Below are 25233 nucleotides of genomic sequence, written 5' to 3' on the forward strand. Positions count from 1 at the left end.
TCAGCGCCGCGGGTGTGCCGGTGCGGCAGGAGCGGCGACGGGAGTGGTGGTCAGGCGCGGCGGGGGCGGCGGGCAGGCGCAGACGGCGGAGGCTTCGCGCTCGTCCGGTCCGGCCTCGGCGGTGCACGCGCGGCGCCGGGGGTGGTCCTGGTGTCGGTCGGCGAGGTCGTTGCGCATGTGCGCGAGGTCGGACCACAGGACGGCGAGCCGGTGCTCGGCGAGGTACTGCAGCCGCTTCGCGGTGTGCGGATCTGGCGGTTGGCCGAGGTCTTGATAGAAGGCGGCGGTGGCCGCGAGCACCTCGCCGAGGGCGATGAGCACGCCGTCGTGGGAGGCCGTGAGTTCGGTCAGGGCGTCGGCGACCTCGTCGCTGGTGGTGGCGTCGCGGATCCGCTCGGCCAGGTGTGCGACGGAGGAGCCGAGCGGAAGGTAGCGCGGCTCGCGCATCTCGGTGTCGAAGGCGTCGTCGGTGTCGACGCCGTACTTCACGGCACGCAGACGAGCTACGGCGCGGGTGGCGAGACGGTTCTCCTCGGCTTCGTCGAGGCCGACGGGCAGGCGGTGATAGGTCTCGTGGAGGCGGACGACGGGGACGAAGCCGCTGCGCTCAAGGATGCTGTGGGCTTCGGGGTCCCCGCCGCGGGCGAGGACTTCCCCGGAGTGCACATCGCGCCTCACGGTCAGGAAGCGATCGGCAAGGGCCAAGAAGGTGATCTTTCAGAGGGGTCAGCGGGCAAGCCGGGTGCCGGTCGGGCCGGTCGAGATGGCCGGTGTGGGCTGCCGGGTTGGCCATCCAGGGTTCGGCGGCGAGGGGGCCGGCAGTGCGGCGGCCATGGACTCGAGACTCTGCTGGATGCCGTACAGGCGGCGAGCGACCATCTCCAACTGGTGGGCGCTGTCCGGGCCGTAGACATCCGGCAAGCCCTCAAGCCGGTGGGCCGCGTGCTCGATGAGTCCGCGCACAGTGGCCAGTGGCCCGGTGCGCTCGTCGGCGAGCTGCCGCAGCAGGGCGGCGAGTTGAGACGCCGTCTCGGCGGAGCCGGCCTGCCGGGTGCGCCCCGCGAACCGGGCCTGCTGGACGGCTTGCTGCGGATCGGGGCCGGTCCGGGGCGAGATGAGATCCAGCTCTGCCTCGATGCGTCGGCTCTCGGCGGACAGGAGCGCGTGCAGCCGGTGCGGCTGTGTGGTCCAGGTGTCGTCGGGGCGGATGAGGTTGGCGATCAGATCGAGGCGGCCGGGCTGCGCCTGCACGGCGATCCAGCGGCAGCCGTGGTCGTCGCCGGGGTGTTGGATGCCGGCGGTGCGGGCGATCCGGTGGGCGATCTCAGTCCACTCGGGGCGGGTCAGGTCCCGGTCGTCCGGGTGCAGCCGCACGTCCGCGTGCCAGATGGCGCGGCGGTCGCCGTGCGGACTGACTGGGACGGGGTGGCGCCAGTTGGGGTCGTCCAAGTGCTCGGCGAACTCGGCGGTCGTCCAGGTCTGCCCTTCGTCGAGGGGGGTGTATACATCGAGGTTGTTCCAGTGGGCGACCACCGTGTGGTCGGCCAGGCCCTCGCGGTCGCTGACCGGGCGGCCGAGGGCTTCGGCGAGCGCCTCGCCGGCGCTGAGGTCGCGCGGTCCAATACGGATGATCATGGGGTGGGATCCGGGCGGTTGGGGATGAGGAGGGCTAGGTCGTGCGCCGTGGTGATCAGGGCGCGTTCACGTACCAGGTCGGCGTGGACTGCCAGTTCGCCGGGCGGCAGCAGCTCCAGGGCGTGGTCGATGGCGGTGAGGGCCTCGGGGTACTGGCCCAGACTCCGCCGGGCCGAGGCCATGCGGAACAGCGCGATCGGATCGTTCAGCCCGCCCTCGGGGAGCAGCCCCACCAGGGCGAGCAGCATGGGTGCTCGGCCGGGAAGGAAGGTGCCCAGCCACACGCCGTGCAGCAGGACGTGCAGGGTCTTGGGGTGGCCGGGTGCGGCCACGAGGACCCGGTGCAGGACGGCGAGGCCGTCGGAGCGGGACTGCCCCAACCGTGCGAAGCCGTACAGGGCTTCGCTGTACGGGTCCTCGTTCAGCACGCTCACCGGCACCTTGTTCATGAGTGACTCGATGTCGCGGCAGCGGAAGTCGTAGCGCAGCGTGCTGAGGTAGAGGTGCCGGTACGTCCGCCAGATCACCGGGTCCGGGCCGGCGTCGGTGACGTGCTCGGAGGTGAGCACGACCAGCGCGCTGTTGCCGGCGGCGCGGGCCTGCCAGGCGACGTCGGCGCACACTTCGGCCGACTCCTGCCACGTCGCGTCCATCTCGCGCAGGGCCTCGGCGAGCAGCGTCGGCCACTCGCTCCCGGTGATCGCCTCGATGGCTGCTGAAGCCGCACCCGTCAGGGCTGCGGCGCGCTCCGAGCCGAGTGCCTGTGTCACTGGCCGCCCCGGGCGTCGGCGACGTGCACCACCTGGTTGAGGCGGGTGACGGAGTACCAGCCGCAGTCGACGTCCTCGTGGGCGTCGGCCAGGCGCGGGATGAGGTAAGTGCGCAGCGCCTGCTGGTAGATGAGGCAGTCCGGGCAGCGGCTGGAGAGGTGGACCAGGTAGCGCGGGTGCGCGGTGATGTACGTGCGCTCGCCGCCGGCCGGGTCGTACAGGCGCCAGCCGTCCTCGTCGGTCGGGGTGTGCCACGACGGGGTGACGACCTTGTAGGCGTCGCCCCACAGTTCGCTGCCGGAGGCGCCCTTGAGGATGACGACCTGGTCACCGGGCCGGAAGTGGGCGTGGGTGATGTCCCGGTCGGGGGTGACGATGTCACCGGGGGCATGCGGATGGCGGGATGCGGGCACGGCTGGGTTCCTTCCACGAGGGACGCGGGGAGGCGGTGGGAGGAACAAGGATCCGGACGATCCCCGGTTTCGGTAACCGGGGATCGTCGGGTATACAGCCCCGCGTCCTACCGGAACGGGTTCTCCGTCCCGATGTCGTCCGAGGCGGCGGCGTCCAGGAGTTCGGGCAGGTCAGAGCCCTCAGCGTCCCTCTGATCGATCCACCATCCAGCGCGGGCGACGGTGCGGATCTTGTCTTCCAGGACGGCCCAGTCGGCCTCGTCCCAGGTGCCTTCACTCACCAGCGCGCTGTACGCGGCGGTGACGAGCTGGTGGCGGGAGCGCTCGCCCCAGTCGAGGGCCTTCTCGGGCCCTTCGAGCGGCGGCATGTCGAACTGCTCGGCCCACTCGCGGGCGGCCTGCTGCTCCTCGGCACGCTTGGCGGCGAGCCACGCCTCCTTCGATTCCGTGTCGGCGTCGCGGGCGGCCTTCCAGCAGTCGGTGCAGTCGCGGCCTTCGAGCCAGCGGGCGAATCCGGCGCGCCGGTCGGCAGGTCGGTCGGACAGGTTATGCGTCACTTCGTGTCCACAGCTGTGGACAATTTTCCAGGTCGTACGGACAGCCATGTTCTGGGTGATCTCCTTGCCGTGGCGGGCGGTTCAGGGGTTAAGGCCGGGGCTGGCCTGCGGAGGTGGTCTGGAGTGCTTGGCGGTGGTCTCGGGGACGCTTCCGCCTTCTGCGTCGTCTCAGCGTGTCCTGCGGATGGCGTCTGTGGCCGCCGTGGCGATGGCGACGGGAGCGCTGGAGGGCTGGGGCAGGTGCAGCAAGGTGGTCCCCGGCAAGTGGTGGGACTTCGCGGTGAGGGTGAGCTGGAGTACGGCGCAGCCGGCGGTCGTGAGCTGCTTGACGCGGGTGACGGCTTGAGCGGTTTCGTCGCTGCCGTACCGGGCGTCGGTGACGATCACGAGGAGGCGGCCGGCGCCGGGGCGGCTGAGTTCGAGGCCGTGGTCGAGTGCGTCGATGGCGTCGCCGAGGTTGTGGTGGCCGCCGTTGGCATCGAACGTCGTCACGCGCTCTGGTGCTCGGTGGGTGGGTCGGGTCAATGCGGTCAGGTGCCTGTCATAGGCGATGGTGGCGGTAAGGGAGTCGGGGTCGGTCAGGGCTGCTGCGCGTGCCACGATCCAGGCAGCGGACGCGACGGGCGCGCAGGCGGCACGCATGGAGCCGGAGACATCGACGGCGATACCCACACGCAGCGGTGGGGTGGGGGTGTTCCGGCGGCGGGTGTGGGTGAACGGTTCCGCGGTGGGGACCGACCCGGCCGCGCGCTGGGCGTCGCGGGCGAGGGCCGCGCGCATGTTGAGGCGGCCGGGCGGGGTGGGGCTGGTGGTCCGCTCCTCGGTCCGCTCGCGGTAAGCGGCGGCACGCAGGGCGCGGCTCAGGCGCGCGGCGGCACTCTGCTCGGCGGCGGTGGGCCTGCGGGTGCCGGTGACCGGGTTGCCGTAGGGCGCCGGTGTGCCGTCGGGGTTGACGGTGGTGCCACGGGCGTTGAAGACCGACTTGGCGGTGGCGGCGGCTTTGCGTCGCTGGCCGGCCCGCTGGGCGCGGTCCTGAGCCTGCGCCTTGGACTGCGCGGCCATGGCGTTGGTCGCTGCGGCCTGTGCCGCGAGGTCGGCGGCGTCGGTGGCTGCCGTGCTGTCCATGACGACCCCCACGGCGCCGGACAGCAGATCGGTGAGGTTCTCCGGCACGGGCAGGGCGGGGGCCGCGGTGTCCAGAGCGTCGCACCATTTTTGAGCGTGCGCGAGCATGGTCGTGGCGTCGTGGTCGGCGCACTGGTGGGCTGCGGTCCAGATGCGGGTGAGTGTGGCCAGCAGGTTTGCGCCCAGCACCTTTTCGCACAGATCGGCGACGGCCCGGGTCTCGCCGGCGTCCAGGATGCCGACGTCACGGCGGCCGAGGATCAGGGCCGCCACGGCGGCGGCGTGCTCGATGCCCTGGAGGGTGGGGTGGGCGATGTCGGGCATGACCAGGGTTCGGGCACTGGTGCGCAGGTACGTGCGGTCCGTGGGCCGCGTGATCAGGTGTGCGCCTTCGACACGGCTCTCCTCCAGCAGGAGCGCGGCCTCGACGACACGGGGGTTTGCTCCGGCAGGCTGTGTCCAGACGGAGTGGGCCGCGTGCGCGGCCTCGTGGACGAACACTCCCCAGGCGGCGGGATACCGGTCCTCGTCGCCCACGATCCGCGGATGGATCTCGTGGGGCTGGAGCGGGGCGAACAGGCCGGCGTCGAACTCGACCTCGCCCAGAGTGGGGAAGAACGCGGCCGGTGCGCCGCTGCGCGTGCCGGGGCGGCAGGTGACGAGGAGGTCCTGGCGGCCGGAGAGGGCGACCAGCCGGTCGCCGAGTTCGGCTCCCACGCGCAGCCACGCGTCCGGGGAGGAACGGGGTTGCGCGGGTGGGGCGCCGTCGTCGTCCCATCGCGCGAGGTCGGCGTCGTCGTCCGGCGTGGTGGCGGGGGACTGGACGTGGTGGTGGGCGCTCATCGCGAGCGGCCCCGGTGTGCGGAGACGGTGCTGCCCGGGGGCTGCCGGGCGGCTGAGGCGGGGAGCTGCTTGCCGAGGGTGAGGGGCGCGATCTTCTTGACGCCGACTGCCTTGATGACGGCGGCGGCGACGGTGTCGCGATCCTCCACAGGAGCGATGCCGACGAGGTTCGCGAGCGCGGCTTTGGTGCCGAGGACGGCCTCGGTCTTCTGGTAGCTGAGCAGTTCCCGCAGTTGCGGGGCCCAGCCCAGCTCGCCGAGTTCGACCTGGTGGGCGAGGTGTCGGGCGACCCGGACCACCCGGGCATCGATCCTCAAGGCCAGGGCGAGGTCATAGTCCGTGCCGATCTGGATCTGCACGCTGAACCGGCTCGCGAGCGCCTCCGTCAACACCGCCCCGTGGACGCCGGGATTGTGGCCCGCCACCACGTAGAAGCCCGGCTCGGCCTTGATGGTCTCGCCCTTGTGGGCCTTGACCTGGATCTGCCTGCGCCCGTCCATCGCGGGATACAGCGCCGCCAGGACCTTCGGTGAGATCAAGGTGGCATCGTCGATCAGCAGGGCGCGGCCCTCGGTCATCGCGGTGACCAGCGGACCGTACTGGAAGACGTAGCCTCCCGCGTCGTCCTGCGTGTACTCGCCGATCAAGTCGCCGACCGTGGTGTCGCCGTCACCGGCGACGGTGAGCAGGTCCGGGAACGCCGCCTCGACCAGACTCGTCTTGCCGGTGCCCGGAGGGCCGTAGAGCAGCACCGGCACGTCGGCGTCGCGCAGGCGATTCAACGCCTCGACGTCGGGCAGATCGGCCAGCTCCCGGGGGTGGTAGAGCTGGCCCCCCGCGCGGCGGATCGGGCCGGTCTGCCTGGGCGTGGCTGCTGCGGGAGTGGTCGTGCGGGCCGTGGTCGTCTGGGCGCGGGGAGAGTGGGTGCCCGGTGGGCTGATCACAGCGGTCTGCGCGGCTGCGGCGGTTTTCGCGTTCGCGCGGAACTCCGGTTGTCCGGTTCCGCCTTGGTCGGCCTCGCCGCGTCGCACCAGGGTGAGGGCGGCGTTGCGGACGGCGCCGTGGGAGTGGCCCAGCTGCCTGGCCATGTCCCCGATGGTGAGCGAGTCCGACGGCCGGTCGGCTAGTAGTCGGGCCACCTTGGCCCGTAGTTCGCCGCCCTTGGTGCGCGCTGGACTGGTAGGCGGTCCGGGTGTGGTCAAGACGAGGGTCCTTCAACAGGTGCGGGTGCGGGCGGGGTTGGCGATGTCTTGGAGAGGCTGGCCGCTCTCGGAGCGGATCACGGACTGTGCCGACATCGGCGACCGGGCCAACCGGGGCGTACCGTCGGCGCTCACCGGCCGACCGAGGGCTCGGTCCAGGTGCAGGGGATGGCCGGCGACGAGCAGCTCGCTGGCTGCCGAGCAGGCCCGTGCGTCCGCTCCGTACCGGGTTCCGTCGCTTGGCAGGCGCAGCCTGGCGTCTCTTCGAAGCCGGCCTGGAGCAGGATCCGCCGGGCTGCGGCGTTGTAGCCGGTGGTGGTGATCTCGCCGGTGATGTTGTGCCGGATCGTCATGAACGGCTCTGCTGGTGCTTCGGGCAAGGCGGATCTCCTATCGGTGGTGGCGGGAAAGCAGTGGGGTGTTGGGCGAAGGCGAGGCGGGCCCGGAGCTTCCAGCACATCAACGGTGCGTGGCTGGACCACGAACCATGGGCAATGACTGCCGACATGCTCCAGGGCGGGCCTCACCGCCCCGCAGCTACCTGACTCGCCTTTCCGCACGTTCTGAAAGCCGGGTGTACCAACAACGGCCATGTTCTGGGTGATCTCCTTGCGGTGACGGGCAGTTCAGGGGTTACGGCCGGATATGCGTGGGGCGCGCCGACAGATGGTTGGGGCTTATCGGCGCGCGGCGTGGGCCGGCCTGCGGCGATGCCGACCCCGGCGGCGTGCGGCACTGGGAACGGAGAAGCTGCGGCGGGCGCCGAGCAACACCACCAGGCAGGACAGAGCGCCGACGGCCGGGAGCGCGGCGGTGGAGGGGTGCGCGGAGAGTGCGCCTGCCAGGGCGGTGCCTGCGGCCTGACCGGTGCCGACCGCGGCGATCAGCCAGGCGTACGCCTCGGTGCGGGTGCCGGCGGGCGCGAGTGCATCTACCGTGAGGAACGCGCTGGTGATCAGTGCGGTGAGGAAGAGGCCCGGCAGTGCCGTGGGCGCGGTCGCGGCGATCGGGCCGGGGTGAGCGGCGAGCGGCACCCAGGCGAGGGTGAACAGCAAGGCTGCGGTGCGGAGTTGAGTGCCGAGCTGGCCAGGTCGGCGAAGTCGGCCGTACAAGATGCCGCCGAGGAGGCTGCCGACGGACAGCGCTGCGGGGATTACCCCGGACAGCAGGGCCATGCCGTGCCGGTCGGCCATGGACACCGCCCACACGTTCATCGCGCCCAGGGAGAAGCCGACCCCGGAGACGGCGAGGAACAGCAGCCGCAGCCCGCCGTGCTGCAGGGGGCCGAGGAACCCGCCCGCGTGCGTGCCCTCGGGCTGCCACTGCCTGGACGGTGCGGCGCTGAGTACCGCGCCCGCCCCGAGCAGCCCGAGTACCGCGGTGACCGTCATCGCGGCGCCGGGCCCCTGAAGGGCGGACAGAGCGGCGACCAGCGGCGGTCCGGCGACGTAGATCAGCCCCTGGGCGCCGGTGTCGAGCGCGAGCGCGGCGCGGCGCCGCTCCGGGTCCTTCAGTACGGCGCCCCACAGGGCACGCAGGTTCGCCTCCAACGGAGGCGTGCTCAGCCCCGCGAGGACGACCAGCCCCGCCGCGAGCCCCGGCTGGGCGAGGGCGTCTGCGTACGACAGCAGCAGGAGGCAGGCCGTGGTGACCAGGACGGCGGCCGTCGTGACACGGGTCTGGCCGCGTCGGTCGACCATCCGCCCCAGCACCGGCTGCCCGACGCCGCTGGCCAGCCCGTACAGCGCGCACAGCAGCCCGCCGGCCGCGAGGGATCCGCCTTGCTCGACGATCAGGAGAAGGATCGCGACGGGCACCATGCCGTTGGGCAGGCGACCGATCAGGGTGCCCAGCAGCAGCCGGGCAACATGCCGCTCGGCGAGCAGCGGCCGGGAGGCAGTGCGGTCCGGCGGGCAACGGGTGTCGGAGTTCAACGCGGGGTGCTTTCCGTGGGCTTCTGGCTGGGGCGACAGGGAGGGCTAGCGGGTGCGTCCGGCGGCGACCGCTGCCGGGGGCTTCGGCGGCGTGGCGGCGGTGATGGCCGGACGGGCGGGCTCCCCGGCGGGCCTGACGGTGGCGGTGCGGACCACGTCGAGCAGGTCTTCGCCGGCTTCGAGTCACAGCGCCAGGGCCTCGTCCATGCCGTCCGCCTCGGACCCGCTTCGGGTGTCGGTATCGGCCGGGGCTCGAGCGAGGAGGGCCTCGAAGCGGATGAGGACGGCCGTCTCGCTGGCGTCCAGGGGCTTGATGTCGGCCCGACGGGTGGCAGCGAGCAGGTAGGGCGCGCGAGTGAGGAACCGGTCCAGCGCGGCGTCCAGCTCCACGGCGTCCACGGTGCCGGGCTCGGCGCCCCGCACCCAGTCGAGGTCCTGCTGCACTTCGCGGAGCCGGGACAGATGCATCAGCTGCTCGAACTCGGGCAGCAGACGGGAGCGCACGTCGGCGGCTGCCTCGCGGGCGGTGGCGGCACTTACCGTGCGTGGCCCGGCGCCGACCACGTGCAGATGGTCCGGCGACGGCATAAGGGCGCCGATCAAGTACCGCCCGTCCCGGGGACGTTCAACGAGAAGGAGTTCGGTTCCTCCGCCGTCGCGGAGAAATGCCGCGCCAGGGGTGCGGTACGCGGGCTGCGTGGACAGCGCGGGGCCGGCCTCCCACACCCAGTCGAGGACATCGGCGGGGATGGCGCCGTCTGGATAGTGCTCGATGCTCACCTCCCACTGGCCGGGCAGGGCTTCGGCGACGGCGTGTGCGATGTCGCCGAAGTAGGGCCGCTCGCTGGTGATGACCTTGGTCTGGCAGTCCTGAGCGGTCTGGTGTAGCCGGTTGAGCGCCTCGCGTGCGCTGGCGTGGTCATCGAGGGACAGCCTGTGGGCGTCGTCCTGGTGCTTGCGGGTGAACCCAGCCAACTCCAGTGCGGTCGTGGCCCATTGATGCCGATTTCCGCTGGGGAGCGCGACGATCGTGTTGCCGGAGCTGAGGTGGAGGGAGATGGCGGCGGAGGAAGTCAGGGCGGAGGGCCTTCGTGTCGAATCGGCGGTCAGCGCCGTTGCCGCCGCGGGGTGCCGGCGGGTGCGGACTGTGCGGTCATGGCGGTCTTCGTGCGGCGTGGCGCCGATGGCGCGGACGCGGCGGGCGGGACGGCGCGCAGATCGGGGTCGAGTCGACGCTGTAGCGGGCGGCGGCGAGCATCTCCGCGGCCCAGGTGGCGTGTTCGTTCTCCCAGGTGCGGCCCAGGTCGAACGGCAGGCGGATCCAGACGCCGCGCAAGGTGGGGTAGGTGTCGAATCCGGCGCGCTGGAGGACGCTCGCGGCGAAGCCGTCGACCGGGCCCTCGACGTCGACTTCGCCGCCCTGGCCGCGGGTGATGCGGATCGGCTCGTCGCTCATCGGCTCCGTCCCTTCCCGGCTGCCTGAGCCTGCCCGCCCACCGGTACGGCGCCGGGCTGGGGCAGAAACTCGGGGAGCGCGGTGGTCGGGGCGCCGCGTTGCTGCGGGGAGCGGGTGGCGGCTGCCTGCGCGATGCGGTTGCGGCGCTCCATCAGCCCGTTGCGTACGGCCGGCCGGGGCGGGGAGGCGCTGCGGCCGGGGTCGAGGCTGTAGTCGGCGTGGACTTCGTAGCCGTGGCGTCGAAGGTCGTGAACGGCCTGGCGGGTGCGGCGGATCCCATCCTGCTCGGGGTTGGTGAGCCGGTACAGGCCCGGGGTGTCGGGTACGGGCTCGAACTGCTCGCGCACGAGGTACCAGTTGGCCAGGTGTGCGGGGATGTTGGCGGTGGCGGCGGCCACGAATCCGTGGTCGGGGTGGGCGCCGAACCGGAAGTGGTCGGACAGAGAGGATTCCTTTCTGGAGCGGTCAGCGGTGCGCTGCCGCGGCGCGGGGCGCAGGCGGCGGAACGGTGCGGGCGGTGAGCAGCCGTGGGCTGGGCGCGGACAGAGCCGCCGGTCCGCCCGGTACGGCCGCGCGGACCTGGCGCTCGAACGCCTCGCTGTCGGCGAGCCAGGTCTCGATGGCCGGCAGGACGGCGAGGCCCATCTGCCCGCGGACCTGGCTCCACTCGTGGGCTGGCAGCGTCCTGCGCTGGACCATGTGCAGCTCGTGGCTCAGGTCGCGCCACTCGTCCCAGGTGTCCTGGCTGTGGGCGAGTGCCTCGCGCAGCCGGGTCAGTGCTGCACCGTCGTCGGGCCAGGCGGTGGCGGCGGGACGGCAGCGCGAGAGGAGAAGCGGCGCATGTTCGAGCACGTGACGGAACTCCAGCCAGGCGTGGTCGGCGAAGTCCCGTTCCATTCCGGCGATCAGGCGGGAGTCGCCGAGCGGCACTGCGTCGCTGTACCGGCCGGAGTCCTTGATTGCCTTCAGGGTCTGGTGTTCTTCCCGGATACGTTCCAGCGCCGACAGGACGGTGTTCAGGTCCCGGTGGTGCAGGGCGCGACGGTAGGCGGGCAGGAACGTATGGGTGACGGCATGTGCGGCGAGGCCGGGATCGGCGGGCAGCACCATGCTGCCCGGCGTGGCCGGATCTTCACGGACGTCTTCCTTCTCGTGGTCGGTGAGCGCGCCGAGGAGGTAGCCGCTGCGGTGGCCGGGACGTTCGATCAGCAGTAGCTCGGTGCCGGTGCCGTTCTTCAGTACGGACGCGAACGGGATGCGGTGGTCTTCGAGGGCTTGGTGGATCTCGCCGGCTTCCCAGAGCCCGTACCAGAGGTCTTCCTGCCACAGCGGGTGGGCGTAGATCTCCAGCTCGGCGCTCCAGGTGCCGGGCAGCCGGGCGGCGATCTCGATGCCGACGTCGCCGAGGTAGGGCCGAGAGCTGGTGACGAGGGTGGCGCCGCGTTCGTGGGCGCGGTGCACCAGAGCGCTCGCGGTGTGCCGGGCGGCCTCCGCGTCGGCGAGCGAGGCGGTGTACGCGCCGTTGGACAGGCGGCTGAACCCGGCAGCTTCGAGGGCCTGGTTGGCCTGTTCGTAGTTTTCACCGGAGGCGATGGCGACGAGGCCGAGCGTCCGGCTGGTGCTGAGGGCGATCTCGGTGGAGGGGGTGGGCATCAAGGTCCTGGTGGGTCAAGCCCGCAGGCGACGTCGTCCAGGCGGACGGGGCTCAGCGGGTCTTCGGGGCGCGCTTGGGCTCGGGGCTGCGCGCCGGGCCGGCGGGTGACGGCCGCGCCGCGGGAGGCCGAGCCGACGGAACGTGCGTGATGGTCACCAGGGGCACGACGGCCTTGGGGAACGGGAACGACGTGGAGCGCAGGATGGGCCGGGGATCGAGGGTCTTGGCGACGGTCGCATGCATGAGAAAGTCGGGCGCCTTCTGCGTGAACGAGATGTCCCACAGGTGACCGAGGTCGTCCGGGGAGGCGGCCACGTGCCAGGCGATGGAGGCGTCGCCGTGGATGGGCGGCGCCGATGAGTCCGGCGGCCGACCGATCACGGCTGCCTGCCCGTCGCGGGAGATGAACCCGGAGAGTCCGGAAGCCTCGAAGTGGTTCCAGGCGTCGATGTCGACCAGCAGCTCGAACTGGCCGGGCTCGGCGCCGATTCCGTAGACGACGTGATCCGGGTCGGCTTCCAGTTCGGCGGCCAGGGTGCCGAGGAGCGTGGAGACGAACTCGACCGGCACGGCGCCGCTGACGCTCGTGCGCCATCGCTCGGACGCGTCCTCCTCGCTACGGGCCGAGACCACCAGGTGGGGGCCTCGGCCCACGGCCGTCTGGTCGTGGCGGATGGTGACGCGCCGGCAGGGACTGGTCACGGTCAATGACGAGTTGTCCCTCTGCGCACTCCACCCTGTCTCTTCGGCGAAGACGTCCAGGAAGTCGTGGTGGGTGGTGGGCAGGCTGGCGGCCAGGTAGCGGGGAGAGATGAGGACCTTCTGCGGGGCGTGGTCCTGAGCGGGGGTGTCGGGCATAGGTGCCTTTGGTGGGTAGGAGTGGGGCGGGGCGAGGGCCGTCTCAACTACGCGCGGCGGAAGCGGCTTCGCGTAGCGGCGAGGACGCGGCGCGCAGGCTGACACCAAACCGGTGGGCGAAGGCCCGCGCCCTCGCCTCCAGGTGGTCGTATGAGTCCTGCGCTGTCATCTGCCCGGCGTGCTTGCGGTACCGGTAGACCGGCACGGGCAGCACGATGCCCGGGGCGAGGCAGGTGACCGCTAGCGTGCAGTAGTCCTCGCCCTGGACGAGCCCGCCCATGGGAGCCGCACGCACCAGGTCGGTACGGGCGAGGATGGTGGTCGGGCCGAGCGGGATGGTGTCAGCGGGGTCCTTCCAATACCGCCACACGTCCCCGGCCTCGTGCCGGCCCGGCGGAGTCGGGGGCCGCCATAGGGTCGTGGCCCCGTCAGGGTGGAGGTCCTGGCTGTATCCGGCGCACCAGCCCACCCCGGTTTCCTCCAGGGTGCGCAGCCGCAGCGCCATGGCCCAGTCAGTGAACTCGTCATCGTCATCGGCCCAGTTCAGGTACTCGGTGCGAACTTCGGTGAGCGCGAAGTTCCGGGCGCAGGCCGCACCGACCGGGCGCGGCAGGGCGAGGATGCGCACGCGCGGGTCGGCGGCGAGGGCGCCGGGCAGCCGGGCGGAGTCGGCTCCGTCGAGGGCGACGACGGCCTCCCACGGCACGCTCTGGCGGCACAGGCTGGCGTGCATGGCCGCAAGGAATGCGAGGCGATCCGGGCGGAGCTGGGTGGCGATGACCACGGTGATCTTCGGGCGCGAGTGCGGGGACAGCGGGTTCTCCGGGCGGGGTGGCGGTCGGGGACGGTGCGGGGAGCCCGTGCTAGCGGCGGGCGGTCTTGCGGGGCGCCGGCGTCGGCGCGGACGCGGTCGTGGACAGGCGCGGGGCGGTGCGCGGCGCAACGATCGGAGCCAGGGTGCCCGGGTGCCACGCGCTCGGATTCGCCGTGACTTGGCTGCACGGATCGGTGTCCCACGCGACGACGGGCCCGCGGTCGTACGCCTGCAGGGCGATCACCTCGATGCCGTGCGGGTGCAGGACGTACGCCCACTCCAGCTCGCCGGTGCCGTCCTGCGTGATCAGCTCACGCTCGGCGGGGCTGCCGTCCGCATTGATCACGTTGGTCATCTGACGGCTCGGGTACTCGTCGCCGCCGGTCAGGGAGCGGCGCAGGGCGGTGGGTGCGCCGTCGAGGAGGTCGGTGCCCAGCTCGTCCCAGCCGTGTTCCACGTCGTCGATCAAGTGGCGGGCCATGGCCTCCAGGTCGCCGGCGAACCGGTGCTGGTAGGCAGCCAACAGCAGCGGGAGCTTGCTGTCGGGGTAGCCGTCGAAGTGGACGTACATGCCGGCGTAGCCGTCGGCGGTGGGGCGGGCGATGACAGAGCGGGTGGACAGGTCGGTCTCCTGAATTGGGGTGGTCAGTGCGCGCGGGGACGCGTCGGCGCTGCCGCGATGGGCGACGGCGTGGGGCCGGGCGTCGCCGTGCGCACGGTGGTCTTCGGCGGGATGCTGGCCGGGATCGGCCGGTCGGGCGCCCACAGGCTGGCGGTGTCGCGGAACCGCGCGCGGGGGTCGGTGCTCCACGCGACGACCGGGCCGCGTGCCGCGCCGGGCGCGCTGATCACTTCGATGCCCGCCGGGTGGAGGACGTAGCCCCAGCTCAGCTGGGACGCCGTTCGCTCGGTCCAGGTGAACGGGGGCAACGTCGGGTGAGCCGGGTAGCGTCGGCCGGGTTCGTTACGCCCGTCGGCCAGGTGCTCGCGCAGCGCATCGGGTGCGCCGTCCAGGAGGTCGGTGCCGAGGAAGGACCAGCCCTCCGGCGCCTCGTCGATGAGGTACACGGTCAGGGCGTCGGTGTCCCCGGCGAAGCGGTGCTGGTGTGCGGCGAGCAGCAGGGGCAGGTGGTGGCTGGGGTAGCCGTCCCAGTGGACGTAACTGCCGGCGTATCCGGTGCCGGTGGGGCGGGCGATGACAGAACGAGTGGACAGAGGATCTTCCTGTCGTGGGCGGGGTCAGCGGGCGGATCGGCGTGCGGGCGCTGGCGGCGCGACAGGAGCCGCCGGTACGGCCCGCGGGGGTTGCGCGGATGCCGACCGGTTCGTGCGCCGGTAGATGCTGGCCAGGTGGTCCTCGCTCAAGTAGGCGAGTCGGTCACCGAGTGCTGACAGCTCCTCGGCGTGCTGGCGGTAGCGCGCGGCGATGCCTGGTTCCTGGTTGTGCTCGCACCATTCGGCCGCGGTCTCCAGGAACGTGTGCAGCTCGCCGAGGCCACTGCGTCCGTCGCCGAGGACTGCCTGCGCAACGGTGTTCAACTCGGCTGCTGTGCGTACCCGGTAGAGCTGACGGGTCCAGTCGGTGATGCTCTGACCGGCCTCTTCGTCTGGGAGCGAGGTGCTGAACTCCCGTGCGTCGTGGGCGGCCCAGCGATGCAGGTCGTCGGCGGTAGGGCGGTTGTCCCGATGGGCGGTGATTTGCTGGGTGGTGCGGCCGACGTTGTCGTACAGCTCGAAGTCGGGGTGTGGCAGGGACAAGGGACTCCTCCGGTCGGCTACGCGCGGTCCGTCGGCTCGGAGCCGACGGGCGGGCCGGAGGCGTCGGTGCGGGCGCACGTGTAGCCGATCAGGCGGGACGGGGCGGCCTTCGCGGGCACGGTGGCGGCGTCGGAGCAGACGAACGTGTACGTCACCGACGTGCGCGGGATGCCGTGGAGCCAGGCGTTGTCGTCCTTGTCGGGGTTGATCTGCAGCCCGGAGTGCGCGACGGCGTCGGTCTGCGTGTGGGTGTGGGCGAACAGCACCAGCGCGCTGCCGTCGCTGGTCTTCAGCGCGTAGGCGTCCTTGAACCGGTTGGTGCCGCCGGCGAAGACGGTGGTGCCCAGCTTCCCGAACTTGCGGGTGGTTTCGTCGTGGACCTTGATCTGCTGCTTGCTGGCCTTGGTCGGGTCGAAGACCTTGGTGCCGGTGTTCGTCCCGCCGGTCGCGAAGTTGTCGATCACTGCGGTGCGCAGCAGGTTGGCGTCGGCCGCGAGCTGCTTGTTGCCGGTGGCGGCGACCGCGGTGGCGTAGCCGTCCTTGTCGAGGGCGATGTCCGGCAGCGTCGTGCTGTCGAGGTCGACGACGGAGACCAGCTCCCACCGCTTGTCCTTCGGCTGCTCGGCGAAGACGGCGATGCGGCTCGGGTCCTTGCCCTTCTCGCCGGAGAGCGCGGCGGCGAACCAGCGGTTCTGGACGGTGGTGAAGCGCGGGATGTACAGCTTGGCGCTGGAGGTGTCGTACGACCAGGGCTTGTACGGCTTGCGGTCGGCTTTGGGCAGGCCCTCGGTCTCGGTGTAGTCGGAGACGGACATCGCATACATCGGCCCGTCCTCGACGGTGTCGAGCAGGGTGCGGTCGCGCTGTGCGTTGGCCTCATTGTTGATCTTCGAGTAGTTGCTGATGACGGCGCGGGCCTGCGCGTCACTGAGCGCGGGCACCGGCTTCGGCGCGGCAGGAGTGGTGGCGTTCTTCTTCGTGGATGGGGCGTCGTCGCTGCTGCAGGCGGTGGCGGCCCCGGTGAGCAGCGCGGCGCAGACGAGCAGGGGAAGGACACGGCGGGCGGTGTGGATGGGTGTGCTCCAGGGTCTTGGTCGGGAAGGGATCAGCGGTTGCGGGAGATGGCAGGGCTGGGCGGGGTGACAGGGATCGTGCTGGTCGTGCTGGGGCTGCGGCTCGGCGTCGGCGCAGCGGCGAGCCGGTCGGCCTGCTGATGGAGCCGACCGCCGGCCTGGTTCAGTCGGCGGCGCGTGCTGTCGATCCGGGCGTGCAGCTGGGAGCGCTCGGACTCGATGGCCGTGGTGCGCTGCGCGGAGCGGGGAAGAGAGCCGAGCTGGTGGAGGGCGCCGGCATGGGCGACGGCTTCGCTGAGGTCGGCCAGGGCGTGCCCCAGGGCGCCCGCCGTGCGCGTGAGCTGGGCGACCGTACGGCGGGTGATGTCGGATTCCGGGTCGCGTCCGCGTCGCACGGTGCGCGCGGCGAAGGCTGCCGCGGTGGTGAGGTGGGTGATCAGTCCGGCGACGTCGCGAGTCCTGTCGTCGAGGTCATCGAGGTTGTCGGCGCCGGAGTGCACCGAGTCGGTGAGCGGCAGCTCGTCGGCCGCGTTGTGGATGCGCTCGGCCAGCGAGTGCAGGTGGCTGACCTGGTCGTAAGGGAAGGGCAGATGGACTCCTGAGCGTGTGCGGCGGGTGACGGCGCGGTCAGCGGGTTCGGGCGCCTGGACGTCCGGCCGGCGGTACGGCAGGAGCGTGTGACCCCGCGAGCGGGGACATCTGTGCTCTGGCGGTAGCCGCTTGACCTGGTGGTGCGCGGCGGCGAGCTGCTGGGCGCGGGGGTGAGGTGCTCGGCGCTGCGTCGGGAGCGCCGAAGGGGTGCGAGCCGCCGAGGAGGGAGGGGTTGCCGTCGAGTTCGTCGAGCCATTTGAGGAGCTTGGGGAGGTTCTTGTCGGGCCCGTACGCGAGGTAGGTGCCGTCGGCGCTGTCGCAGCCGAACCACTCGGCGATCCCCAGTCGGGACCGGGAGTTGACGCGGCCCATGTGCACGCCCTTGCCCCGGGCCTTCGCCTCGCGGGCCAGCCGTTCGGCTACCGGGCCGAGTTTCCATTCGGTCGATCCGGCCAGGAAGAGGACGTCGAAGCTGGCCCAGGGCAGCAGGCCGGGTTGATCGCAGCCGTCCTGTGCCGCGAAGGCCGCGGGGACGCCCAGCTCTCGAATGCGGGCCAGCCACGGCAGCGACTCGGTGAGGGTGCCGGCGGCGTCGAACGGCTGGTCCGGGGCGAGCGCCCACAGACAGCGATCCGGCCCGTACCTCTCGATGGTCCGGGACAGCCAGGCGAACCACGCCTCGGCGCCGGGCCAGTAGCGGCCCTTGCCGTCGCTGCCGAACTTGGAGTTGTCGCAGGCATACAGGGAGCCCTCGGGGATGCGGCTGCCTTGCGCGGGGGTGGTCATACAGCCGATGCGCCCAGCGCTCATCGCGGCCCGTATGTCAGGCCCCGAGGGGGTGCCGAGGTAGCGCAATGTGCACCTCCCCGGTGGTGACGCGGACCGTCATCGGGGCCGCCCCTGCAGCCGCGTGGAGTGGAATGCGCTGGTCAGCGAGTGCACCTGCCTGTTGGCGCTGTACGAGAAGGGCACACGGATTCCTGGACGTGCGCGGTAGCGGGAAGGTGCGGTCACCGGTGATGGCTGCGGACGGCCGTGGGTGGCGAGGGCGGCAGCACGGCGGTCGTGGTCGGGGCGGCATGACGCAGGTTCACGCCGATGCCCTGCTCGCCGAGGCGGCGGGCCACCGCCTGGATCCGCAGAGCGCGGCCGTCCTCGCCGTACGCTGCGGGCAGCAGGAAGGCCGCCTGGTGCGGGTGGTACTGGAATCCGTGGGCGTACAGCGTCATCCGCGCCTGTTCCGGCACGCTCGCGTACGGCGCCCCAAGTGCCCCGTCGTCGTACCAGGTCAGCGTCACCACTTGGGCAACCTGCGGCGGAGGCGGGCGGTGCGGCGGCTCGGGCTGCTCGGCGGCGTTGCGGCGTACGGCCTCAAGGGCTCGCTCATAGCGGGGCAGGAGCCGGCGGGCGATCCGGGTGGACGCGCGCACGAGGTCATTGGGGACGGCGATGCCGTTCGGCTCGGCGACGCCGACGAAGTGGTGCGGCTTGAGGTGGGCGTCGTCCGGCTCAAGCGGGGCGACGACGAACTGGTTCGGATGCAGCGGTCGGTCGGTGATGTAGAGGCGCCTGCCGCCGGGGCCGTGCAGGACGGCGGCGTGGGCGAGCACGAACTCGCTGACGACCCAGTCAACATGACCGCGGTCCCAGAGCTGCTCTGCGATGGGGAACTGGTCTTTGTAGGCGGCGTGGTGGAGGTACTCGCTGTTCCAGATGCCGGGCAGGCGGAAGGCCAGGTCGGTGGCGAAGGCGTTCAGGTCGGTGCGGGCTGGGGGCATGGGTTCCCGGTGGTGAGGGCTGAAAAGTCGCAGGTGGCGGCTGGTGCGGTCGGAAATCTTGGGGTCAGTGCATACGGGCGTCGGTGTCGAAGAGCGCCAGCTCGTGGGGGTGCAGGAGGTGCTGCACGATGAAGCTGCGCCCCGCGACCTTCCATAGCCCTCTGCCTCGGTTGAGGTGGGAGATCGCGTCGGCTTCCACCGACGTCAGTCCCAGCAGCGCTGCCGCAGCGTGGAGTTGGTCGGTCTCCTGGCGGTAGACGATGCGGGTGGAGCAGTCGGCGAGGAGACCTTCGGCGAGCGCCCGGCCGCGGGATCCGGCGTCACCGGCGGTGAGCAGGTCGGACAGCCGGTGGATGACCATCAGGTTGGCGATGCCCAGGCCGCGGCTCAGCTTCCACTGGGACTGCATCCTCGCGAGGAGGCCGGGGTGGCGCATCAGGCGCCATGCCTCGTCGTAGACGATCCAGCGCCGGCCGCCGTTCGGGTCGGACAGCGCGGATTCCATCCACGCGGAGGCGCAGGTCATGGCGAGGACGAGGGCGGTGTCGTCGCCGGATCCGCCCAGACGTGACAGGTCGATGGTCAGCATCGGCGAGTTGGGGTCGAAGGCCACGGTGCTGGGAGCGTCGAACATGCCGGCAAGGTCACCGTGCACCAACCTGCGCATGGCGTGGGCCAGGTCGCGGGACGCGTCGCCGAGGCGGCCGGACATGACGCCGCCGACCCGGTCGAGTTCGTCGGGGTTGTTGAGGGTGGCGGCGATGTCGCCGAGCAGTGGAGTGCGTCCGCTCGCGGCGGCGCTGGTGACGACGGCGTCGAGGGCGACGTCGAGGCCGGTGTGCTCCATCGGCAGCAGGTCCCGCCCGAGGACGGTGCGGGCCAGGGAGCCGAGCAGCAGCAGACGCCTCTTGCGGATCTCGCCCGCCCAGTCGGCCTCGGACACGCTGTTGGGGCGCGGCGCTGCGTCCAGCGGGTTGAGTTTGCCGGGCAGGCCCGGTCCGAGGGCGATGGAGGTGCCGCCCAACGCCTGTGCCACGGGAGTCCATTCGCCCTTGGGGTCACACGGGACGTAGACGCGGTAGCCGAAGGCGATGGACCGCAGCGCGAAGCTCTTGGCGAGGGCCGACTTGCCCTGCCCGATCACCCCGGCCAGCAGGACGTTGGGGTTGGTGAAGCCCTCGACCTTGCCGTACAGCGCGAACGGGTCGAAACAGAAAGAGGCTTCGGCGTGCACGTCGCGGCCGATGTAGATGCCCTCGGCGCCCAGTCCGCCCTCGGCCAGGAACGGGTACGCCCCGGAAGCGGTGGCGGTGGTCATGCGGTGGGCGGGCAACTTGATCTTGTTGTTGCGTGAGGACGCGGGGCCGGGCCGTCCTGCGGACGGGTAGAGCGGCGCCGGCATCTGCTGTTCCTGCACGCCTGCGCCGCTGGTGTGGGCGGCTGCTTCGGTGCGGGCCTTCGCAGCGGCCTCGGCGAGCTGGCGGCGGGCGGCTTTGCGGGAGGCGCGGTCGGTGCCGTGCGGGGTGAACAGGGGGCTTGCGCTGGCTCGGCGGGCGCGGCGCGCGGGCCGGTGGCTCATGACGGGGTGGCTTTCGGCGGGCGGAGGTCGTGGGGCGGGCGCGGGGTCACACGACCGGTGAGGCGGTGAACTGGTGGCGTCCGTAGCCGTTGCCGTCGTTGTTCCAGTCGAGGTACAGCTCACCGTCGGTGAGCACACGGGCCGCGCCGACCTTCGTCTTCATGACCGGCGTCGTGTAGTGGTTGTTGTAGTTGGCGTTGGAGTCGCTGTTCTCCAACGCGGCTTCGATGCCGTGGTAGTTGGCCTGCTTGAGGACCGGGTCGGTGCCCGAGACGGACTTCTTGGCCTGCACCTTGAAGTACGCGCCGTCGAAGATCGTGGGGTCGTCGACCTGGCCGTATGCCGGGCCGTCCCAGGAGAGGGACGCGTAGCTGTAGAGGTAGTCGCCGGACTGCTTGGCGCACAGCTTGACGGTGAAGTCCCAGTTGTCGGCCCACGCGCCGTCGTAGGCGGCGTCGTCGATGGACTTGGTGCTGGTCGTGCAGTGGTAGCTGGCGGCGGAGGCCGGCGCGGCGGTGGCCAGGGCGGCGGTGCCGGCGAGGGTGGCGACGATGACGGCGGTGGAGGTGGAGCGCATGAGCTTGCGCATGCAGGGCCTTTCGGTGGTGGGGGTTACTGGGCGCAGGTCGTGGTGTGGCCAGGCGCTGGGGTGTTGAGGTCGGTTGGCGTGGTCTTGCGCCGTACGACGTGGCCGGCGGCGAGGTGGCGCTGGCAGATGGTCAGGACGGGCGGTCCCTCGGGGAGGCGCTCGGGGTGGCATTCGGTGCCCGCCGCGGTCGCCTCCACCGCGGGCAGGAGGTGGAAGGCGTCGTGGACGGCAGCGGCGGCCTGCCACAGCCGGGTATGCGCGGTGGCGAGCTGCCGGCCGGCGGCGGGATGCGGGGGCCGGGTGGTCTCGGCGAGCTGGTCGAGCAGCTGGTGCAGCGCGGTCAGGTGGGCGTGCAGCACGTCGAGGTGCACGCGGTCCGCGGCCGAGGCCGGGTGCTGGGCGCGCGGGGCGAGGGTGCGGGAGTGGTGGCGGATGCCGGCGCTGGCGGCCCGTAGGTACGGGTACGCGTCACCGTCGGGGATGGCAGAGGTCAAAGGGGAAAGGTTCCTTCCTGCCGCGGCGGCAGGATGTCGGCGGGGGCCGGGTGCGGGGGTTACAGGGCAGTGCGGGCCAAGGGGAGGGCGCCGAGCGCGAACGCGTCGGGCTGCTGGAAGTTCAGGCGCCGCAGGTCGACCTGGGCGGTGACGGCGGCGGTCTCGATCTGCGCGCAGGCGGCGTCGAGGAGGGCGTCGGTCTCGGCGGACACGGTGAGCAGCCCGGTCAGCGCGACGTCGGCGTGCCCGGCGATCAGCTGACGCTCGCGGGTCTTCACGTCCGCGTACTCGACGCTGTCGGCTTCGGAGTCGACCTGCCCGCGGCGCGAGCGCTCGTTGGCGTCCGCGATGATCGCCGCCTTTTTGCGCTGCACGTCGCGCATCGCGGACTCGAGCCCCTGGGGCACGTATATAAGGGACAGGGTGCGGCGGACTCCGGCGGTGAACATCAGCCCGTGGAGGAAGCCCGCCGAGGTTTCGGTGCGCGGCCAGTCCTCGACCCAGTAGGTGGCGTGCCGGGCGGAGTCGGTGGCGAGCCGGTCGTACTCCTCGACCTGGACCACCGGCCCGGCGGCGGCCGGGTCGGCCTCGGCCCGACCGGACTCCGACCACTGCTGCAGGGCGGACAGCGCCTTGGGGTCGTAGGCGGTGCGGATGACGGCCGCGATCTCGCGCGCCGAGAGCCAGCCGGTCACCACCAGTCCGGCGCTGCGTGCGGCCTGCGCGATCGAGCTGGTGGTCTGCTCCATCACCGTGAAGGCGCCGGGAAGGCCGCCGCCGGCCTGCGATATGAGGCGCTTGGCGGCTTTCAGGTCGAGGGAGATGGCCAGGTACGCCTCGTGCGGGGCGGCGGCCGGTCCGGCGGAGGCGACCAGTTCGCTGTAGACATGCCCGGCCACCGGCGTCTCGGGGTGACCCTGCTGGCTCCAGTGCCGGGCGAGGGTGTCGCCGCTGTCGGGGACGGTGCGCTCCAGGACCTGCACGGTGGCGACGTGTCCGGTACGGGCGATGCCGGCCAGGGCCCGGCCCCACCCGGCGACGTTGTGGTTCTGGGTCGCAGGGTCCAGCAGGGCGAAGGCCCGGCTGGAGACCCGGGCGATGGCGGTCAGGGTCTGGTGGTGCGGGTCGTGGATGGCGGCGGCGCCGTTGGCGGAGTCGCCGGGGGTGACCACCCGCAGCGAGGCGGCGGTGCCGGGCAGGTGCAGGACGCCGTCCTGGCGGGGGCGGGTGACGGGCCGGGCGAGCCACAGGGTCTGCCCGGTACATCGCCGCTGTGCGAAGCGCAGGACGATCGGCGTCCAGTCGATCAGCGAGCGGCCGTGCCGGCGGATGGCGACCAGGGCGGCGACCGCGGCCCACAGCGGTGTCAGGGCGATGGCACCGAGCAGTCCAGTGGATACCACGGTGACCAGGAGGAGCGCCAACGCGCAGGACACGAGGACGAGTTGGGGCAGCGAGAGGCCGAGGAGGATACCGCGTCTGGACCGGTGGGGGAATTTGACGGTGAGCGGTGTGACGGTGAGATCAGACAAGGGCCGTTCCGGGGGTGCGCGGGGCGGTGGCCGGGGCGGCACGCGGCGAAGAGGTGCGCAGCGCGTGCCGCCCCGGAGTCGGGCAGGAGCTACAGGCCGGTGGGCGAGGGCGGCGGTGTACCGGTCCCGCTGGAGGTGCCGGCCGCGTTCGGTGCCGGCGGAGCACCCTGCGGCGGGGGCGTGGAGGCGCCGCCGCCGGGCTGCGACATGAAGCCGCTGCCGCCGCTGGGGGCCGATGCGGAACCGCCGCCGCCTCCGGGTGCGCCGCCTACCTGGCCGCTGGTGTCGTCGCGAGGGCTGGTCGGGGGCGGCTGGACGGCCTTCTCCAGGCCGTTCTTGATCCCGTCGCCTCCGGAACTCGGGGAGCCTTGGCCTTCCTGGCCGCCGCCTCCTCCGGTGGGGTTGGCGGCGATGTCGCCGGGGAATCCGCCGCCCGCAGCTTCGGGCCCCTGCGCGGCGCTCGCTCCGGCTGCCGCGCCGCCCGTTCCGGCGGTGGCGACTGCGGCGGCGGCCTTGCGGGTGGCCTTCTCTGCGTGCTGCCGGGCGAGCTGGGCGCCGGCACCAGCGGCGCGGTGAATCGATTCTCCGTCCGTGCCCTCGGCCGCCCAGTGGACGAACTTGAAGGTGGCGTACGGGCAGAGCAGCACCAACACCATGATCACGATGCCTGCCATGACGTCGGCGAGTGCGCCAAGGCCGTCCTTGGCCTCGGTCCTGCCCATGGCGGCGATGCCGAGGACGAAGATGATGGTCATCAGCAACTTGCTGACGACGAGGGTGGCGGTGGCCTCGATCCAGCCGCGCCGCCAGCGGCGGGCGACCTCCCAGCCTCCGCCGGCCCCGGCGAATACCGCCAAGGTCACCATGACGAGGATGCCGACCTTGCGGACCATCATCACGCACCAGTAGAGGAACGCGCCGACGGCGGCACCGAGCCCGGCGAACACGGCCACCAGCCAGCCCAGGCCCGCCAAGGAGGGGATCTGGGAGACCTTCACGATGCGGCGTACGGCCGATTCGATGGACAGGTGTGAGGCTTTGAACAGCCCGGCGGACAAGGCGTCGACCACCTCGATGGCGACGGTGGTCAGGGCGATGGCGGCGAACGCGAAGATCACGCCCGAGGCTGTGCCGGTGAACGCCTGGGTGAGGGCCTGCCCGTCGCGTTTGACGGCGGCTCGGATGAGCTGTGCACAGAATGTCCCGACCAGGATGACCAGGCCGATCGGCAGCAGCATCTCGTAGTTGTCGCGGAACCAGCCGGCGTTCAAGTCGACCTTGGTGGTGGCGTCGACCGCCTTGGCGGCCAGGTCGGCTGCGGCGGCGGCGAGTTCGCCGGCGCTCTTGGCCATCCAGTCGCCGATCGCCTTGCCGGGATCGGAGGCGAAGTCGACGGCCTCGCCGACGGCGCAGAGTTTGTCCGCTACGGGGAAGTCGCAGAAACCCAAGGGAAGGTGGCCTCCTTAGCTATCGGTGAGGTGGGTCACTGCGTGACGCTGGGGGCGATGGCGGCGAGGGTGCAGTCGTGGTTGGGCCGGCACTGCACGGCGAGGGTCACGGCGCGGTCCTCGGCTCCGCCGCCGCCCTTCTTCCACTCGATCTGCTGCTTGCCGTTGACGGTGACGACGTAGATGTACGCCTCGGTGATCGCGGACGGGTCCTCGGCGAGGGCCTGCTTGAACGCGCCTGGGTAGTGGCCTTCGGTGACCGTGGCACTGGCGTGCTGGTCCTGGTCGGCCATGCGCGACCACAGCAGCGGGTCGGGGACCTGACCGGACACGGAGGCCCAGTCGTTGTACTTGGTCTCCTTGGTCATCCACGCCCGCATGCCCGCGAGTTGCTGGTCACGGCTGGTGTCGCGGGTGTCGTACGACCAGAGCATCGCCGCCGCGGCCTTGGCGAAGGCGACCGGTTCGGCGATCTGCGGAGGCTTGGGCACCGACCCCGACCCGGCCGAGGGCTTCGGCGCGGCTTCGGTGGGTGAGGAACTGCTCGCCTGCGAGGGCGTGTTGCCGTTGTCGTGGTGTTCACCGCGGCCGGTGAACCAGGCGGCGGTCGCGGCGAGGGCGAGCAGCGCGGTGATGACCAGGGCGACGATCGCGACGCGCTTGTTGGCCGACCAGGTCACGCCGTAGCCGGACAGGGAGGGGAGTCGATTCGGCATCAGTGGACCTGCGACCCCAGGCCGGAGAAGAACGCCACGATGCCGTTCGCGGCGCCGAGGCCGAGGGCGGCGCCGGCCGCGACGACCGCGCCCTTCTTTCCGTTGGCCTCGGCCTGGTGACCGCCGGTGTGGTGGCCCCAGGCCCACACACCGAGGGAGACGGCGAGGGCGCCGACGACGGCGATGATCCCGAACATGTTGATCGAGTTGACGACGTTCTTCAGCACGGACAGGCCGGGGAGGCCGCCGCCCTTGGGGGAGATGCCTGGGTCGTAGGCGAGGAGGACGGCGGCGCGGTCTGCGAGAGGTATGGGCATAGGTGTGGCGGGGCTCCTTGCGTGCGCGGGCCGTGCAGGGGCCGGCGGAAGGGAAGAAAGAGAGAGGGGAGGGGTGCGCTGGCGGCGCGAGAAGAGG

General features: G+C 71.8%; 29 protein-coding genes. All 29 read right to left on the reverse strand.

The annotated features are described in order from the left end of the window. Complete coding sequence (locus ACFU95_RS17965) at positions 1-705, reverse strand: hypothetical protein (protein WP_383828250.1); 705 nt, start codon at positions 703-705, stop codon at positions 1-3. Between the two features lie 21 nt (positions 706-726). Continuing rightward, entirely contained in the window at positions 727-1635 is a 909-nt protein-coding gene (locus ACFU95_RS17970; protein WP_383828252.1) for a hypothetical protein, read from the reverse strand. Next, positions 1632-2405, reverse strand: a complete 774-nt coding sequence (locus ACFU95_RS17975) for a hypothetical protein (RefSeq protein WP_383828254.1) — start codon at positions 2403-2405, stop codon at positions 1632-1634. The genes ACFU95_RS17970 and ACFU95_RS17975 overlap by 4 nt, the downstream gene beginning before the upstream one ends. Further along, positions 2402-2818 (reverse strand): hypothetical protein, encoded by a 417-nt coding sequence (locus tag ACFU95_RS17980; RefSeq protein WP_383828256.1) that lies wholly within the window; start codon positions 2816-2818, stop codon positions 2402-2404. Before ACFU95_RS17980 ends, ACFU95_RS17975 begins: the two co-directional genes overlap by 4 nt. Before the next feature lie 107 nt (positions 2819-2925). Then, positions 2926-3423 carry a hypothetical protein gene (locus ACFU95_RS17985; RefSeq protein WP_383828258.1) on the reverse strand — a complete coding sequence of 166 codons (498 nt, stop codon included), beginning with the start codon at positions 3421-3423 and terminating at the stop codon, positions 2926-2928. Between the two features lie 120 nt (positions 3424-3543). Further along, entirely contained in the window at positions 3544-5343 is a 1800-nt protein-coding gene (locus ACFU95_RS17990) for a hypothetical protein (RefSeq protein WP_383828260.1), read from the reverse strand. Then, the gene (locus ACFU95_RS17995) at positions 5340-6482 is read right to left on the reverse strand and encodes an AAA family ATPase (RefSeq protein WP_383828466.1); all 1143 of its coding nucleotides are present in this window, start codon (positions 6480-6482) and stop codon (positions 5340-5342) included. The genes ACFU95_RS17990 and ACFU95_RS17995 overlap by 4 nt, the downstream gene beginning before the upstream one ends. 194 nt (positions 6483-6676) lie before the next feature. Next, a complete protein-coding gene (locus ACFU95_RS18000) occupies positions 6677-6898 on the reverse strand; it encodes a hypothetical protein (RefSeq protein WP_383828468.1) in 222 nt (73 codons plus the stop codon). Positions 6899-7222: 324 nt separating this feature from the next. Further along, positions 7223-8479 carry an MFS transporter gene (locus ACFU95_RS18005; RefSeq protein ID WP_383828262.1) on the reverse strand — a complete coding sequence of 419 codons (1257 nt, stop codon included), beginning with the start codon at positions 8477-8479 and terminating at the stop codon, positions 7223-7225. 183 nt (positions 8480-8662) lie between these two features. After that, complete coding sequence (locus ACFU95_RS18010; protein WP_383828264.1) at positions 8663-9454, reverse strand: hypothetical protein; 792 nt, start codon at positions 9452-9454, stop codon at positions 8663-8665. 178 nt (positions 9455-9632) lie between these two features. Continuing rightward, the gene (locus ACFU95_RS18015) at positions 9633-9935 is read right to left on the reverse strand and encodes a hypothetical protein (RefSeq protein WP_383828266.1); all 303 of its coding nucleotides are present in this window, start codon (positions 9933-9935) and stop codon (positions 9633-9635) included. Beyond that, positions 9932-10333, reverse strand: a complete 402-nt coding sequence (locus ACFU95_RS18020) for a hypothetical protein (protein ID WP_383828268.1) — start codon at positions 10331-10333, stop codon at positions 9932-9934. Before ACFU95_RS18020 ends, ACFU95_RS18015 begins: the two co-directional genes overlap by 4 nt. A 67-nt stretch (positions 10334-10400) precedes the next feature. Next, positions 10401-11588: a hypothetical protein gene (locus tag ACFU95_RS18025; protein WP_383828270.1), complete on the reverse strand. Its 1188-nt coding sequence runs from the start codon at positions 11586-11588 to the stop codon at positions 10401-10403. Between the two features lie 52 nt (positions 11589-11640). After that, the gene (locus ACFU95_RS18030; RefSeq protein ID WP_383828272.1) at positions 11641-12447 is read right to left on the reverse strand and encodes a DUF317 domain-containing protein; all 807 of its coding nucleotides are present in this window, start codon (positions 12445-12447) and stop codon (positions 11641-11643) included. A gap of 43 nt (positions 12448-12490) precedes the next feature. Beyond that, a complete protein-coding gene (locus ACFU95_RS18035) occupies positions 12491-13231 on the reverse strand; it encodes a glycosyltransferase family 2 protein (RefSeq protein ID WP_383828274.1) in 741 nt (246 codons plus the stop codon). 79 nt (positions 13232-13310) lie between these two features. Continuing rightward, positions 13311-13832, reverse strand: a complete 522-nt coding sequence (locus ACFU95_RS18040) for a hypothetical protein (protein ID WP_383828470.1) — start codon at positions 13830-13832, stop codon at positions 13311-13313. 74 nt (positions 13833-13906) lie between these two features. Then, the gene (locus tag ACFU95_RS18045) at positions 13907-14329 is read right to left on the reverse strand and encodes a hypothetical protein (protein ID WP_383828276.1); all 423 of its coding nucleotides are present in this window, start codon (positions 14327-14329) and stop codon (positions 13907-13909) included. Between the two features lie 171 nt (positions 14330-14500). Continuing rightward, positions 14501-15019 carry a hypothetical protein gene (locus ACFU95_RS18050; RefSeq protein WP_383828278.1) on the reverse strand — a complete coding sequence of 173 codons (519 nt, stop codon included), beginning with the start codon at positions 15017-15019 and terminating at the stop codon, positions 14501-14503. Between the two features lie 17 nt (positions 15020-15036). Then, positions 15037-15960 (reverse strand): hypothetical protein, encoded by a 924-nt coding sequence (locus ACFU95_RS18055; RefSeq protein WP_383828280.1) that lies wholly within the window; start codon positions 15958-15960, stop codon positions 15037-15039. 164 nt (positions 15961-16124) lie between these two features. Continuing rightward, entirely contained in the window at positions 16125-16592 is a 468-nt protein-coding gene (locus tag ACFU95_RS18060; RefSeq protein WP_383828282.1) for a hypothetical protein, read from the reverse strand. Between the two features lie 127 nt (positions 16593-16719). Next, positions 16720-17493 (reverse strand): hypothetical protein, encoded by a 774-nt coding sequence (locus ACFU95_RS18065; RefSeq protein ID WP_383828284.1) that lies wholly within the window; start codon positions 17491-17493, stop codon positions 16720-16722. A 200-nt stretch (positions 17494-17693) separates the two neighbouring features. Then, positions 17694-18461: a hypothetical protein gene (locus ACFU95_RS18070; protein WP_383828286.1), complete on the reverse strand. Its 768-nt coding sequence runs from the start codon at positions 18459-18461 to the stop codon at positions 17694-17696. 64 nt (positions 18462-18525) lie between these two features. Further along, on the reverse strand, positions 18526-20040 hold the full coding sequence (locus ACFU95_RS18075) for an ATP-binding protein (protein WP_383828288.1): 1515 nt from the start codon (positions 20038-20040) through the stop codon (positions 18526-18528). Between the two features lie 46 nt (positions 20041-20086). Next, positions 20087-20629, reverse strand: a complete 543-nt coding sequence (locus ACFU95_RS18080; RefSeq protein ID WP_383828290.1) for a hypothetical protein — start codon at positions 20627-20629, stop codon at positions 20087-20089. A gap of 23 nt (positions 20630-20652) precedes the next feature. After that, positions 20653-21123: a DUF6238 family protein gene (locus ACFU95_RS18085; protein ID WP_383828292.1), complete on the reverse strand. Its 471-nt coding sequence runs from the start codon at positions 21121-21123 to the stop codon at positions 20653-20655. Between the two features lie 59 nt (positions 21124-21182). Then, positions 21183-22655, reverse strand: a complete 1473-nt coding sequence (locus ACFU95_RS18090; RefSeq protein WP_383828294.1) for an SCO6880 family protein — start codon at positions 22653-22655, stop codon at positions 21183-21185. An 89-nt stretch (positions 22656-22744) separates the two neighbouring features. Then, positions 22745-24103, reverse strand: a complete 1359-nt coding sequence (locus tag ACFU95_RS18095; protein ID WP_383828296.1) for an ATP-binding protein — start codon at positions 24101-24103, stop codon at positions 22745-22747. Between the two features lie 35 nt (positions 24104-24138). After that, positions 24139-24819 (reverse strand): hypothetical protein, encoded by a 681-nt coding sequence (locus ACFU95_RS18100; protein WP_383828298.1) that lies wholly within the window; start codon positions 24817-24819, stop codon positions 24139-24141. Then, complete coding sequence (locus tag ACFU95_RS18105) at positions 24819-25136, reverse strand: DUF6112 family protein (protein WP_015662377.1); 318 nt, start codon at positions 25134-25136, stop codon at positions 24819-24821. The genes ACFU95_RS18100 and ACFU95_RS18105 overlap by 1 nt, the downstream gene beginning before the upstream one ends. Between the last annotated feature and the right edge of the window lie 97 nt (positions 25137-25233).

Origin of the sequence: Streptomyces sp. NPDC057623, assembly GCF_042800355.1 — a bacterium.
Lineage (GTDB): Bacteria > Actinomycetota > Actinomycetes > Streptomycetales > Streptomycetaceae > Streptomyces.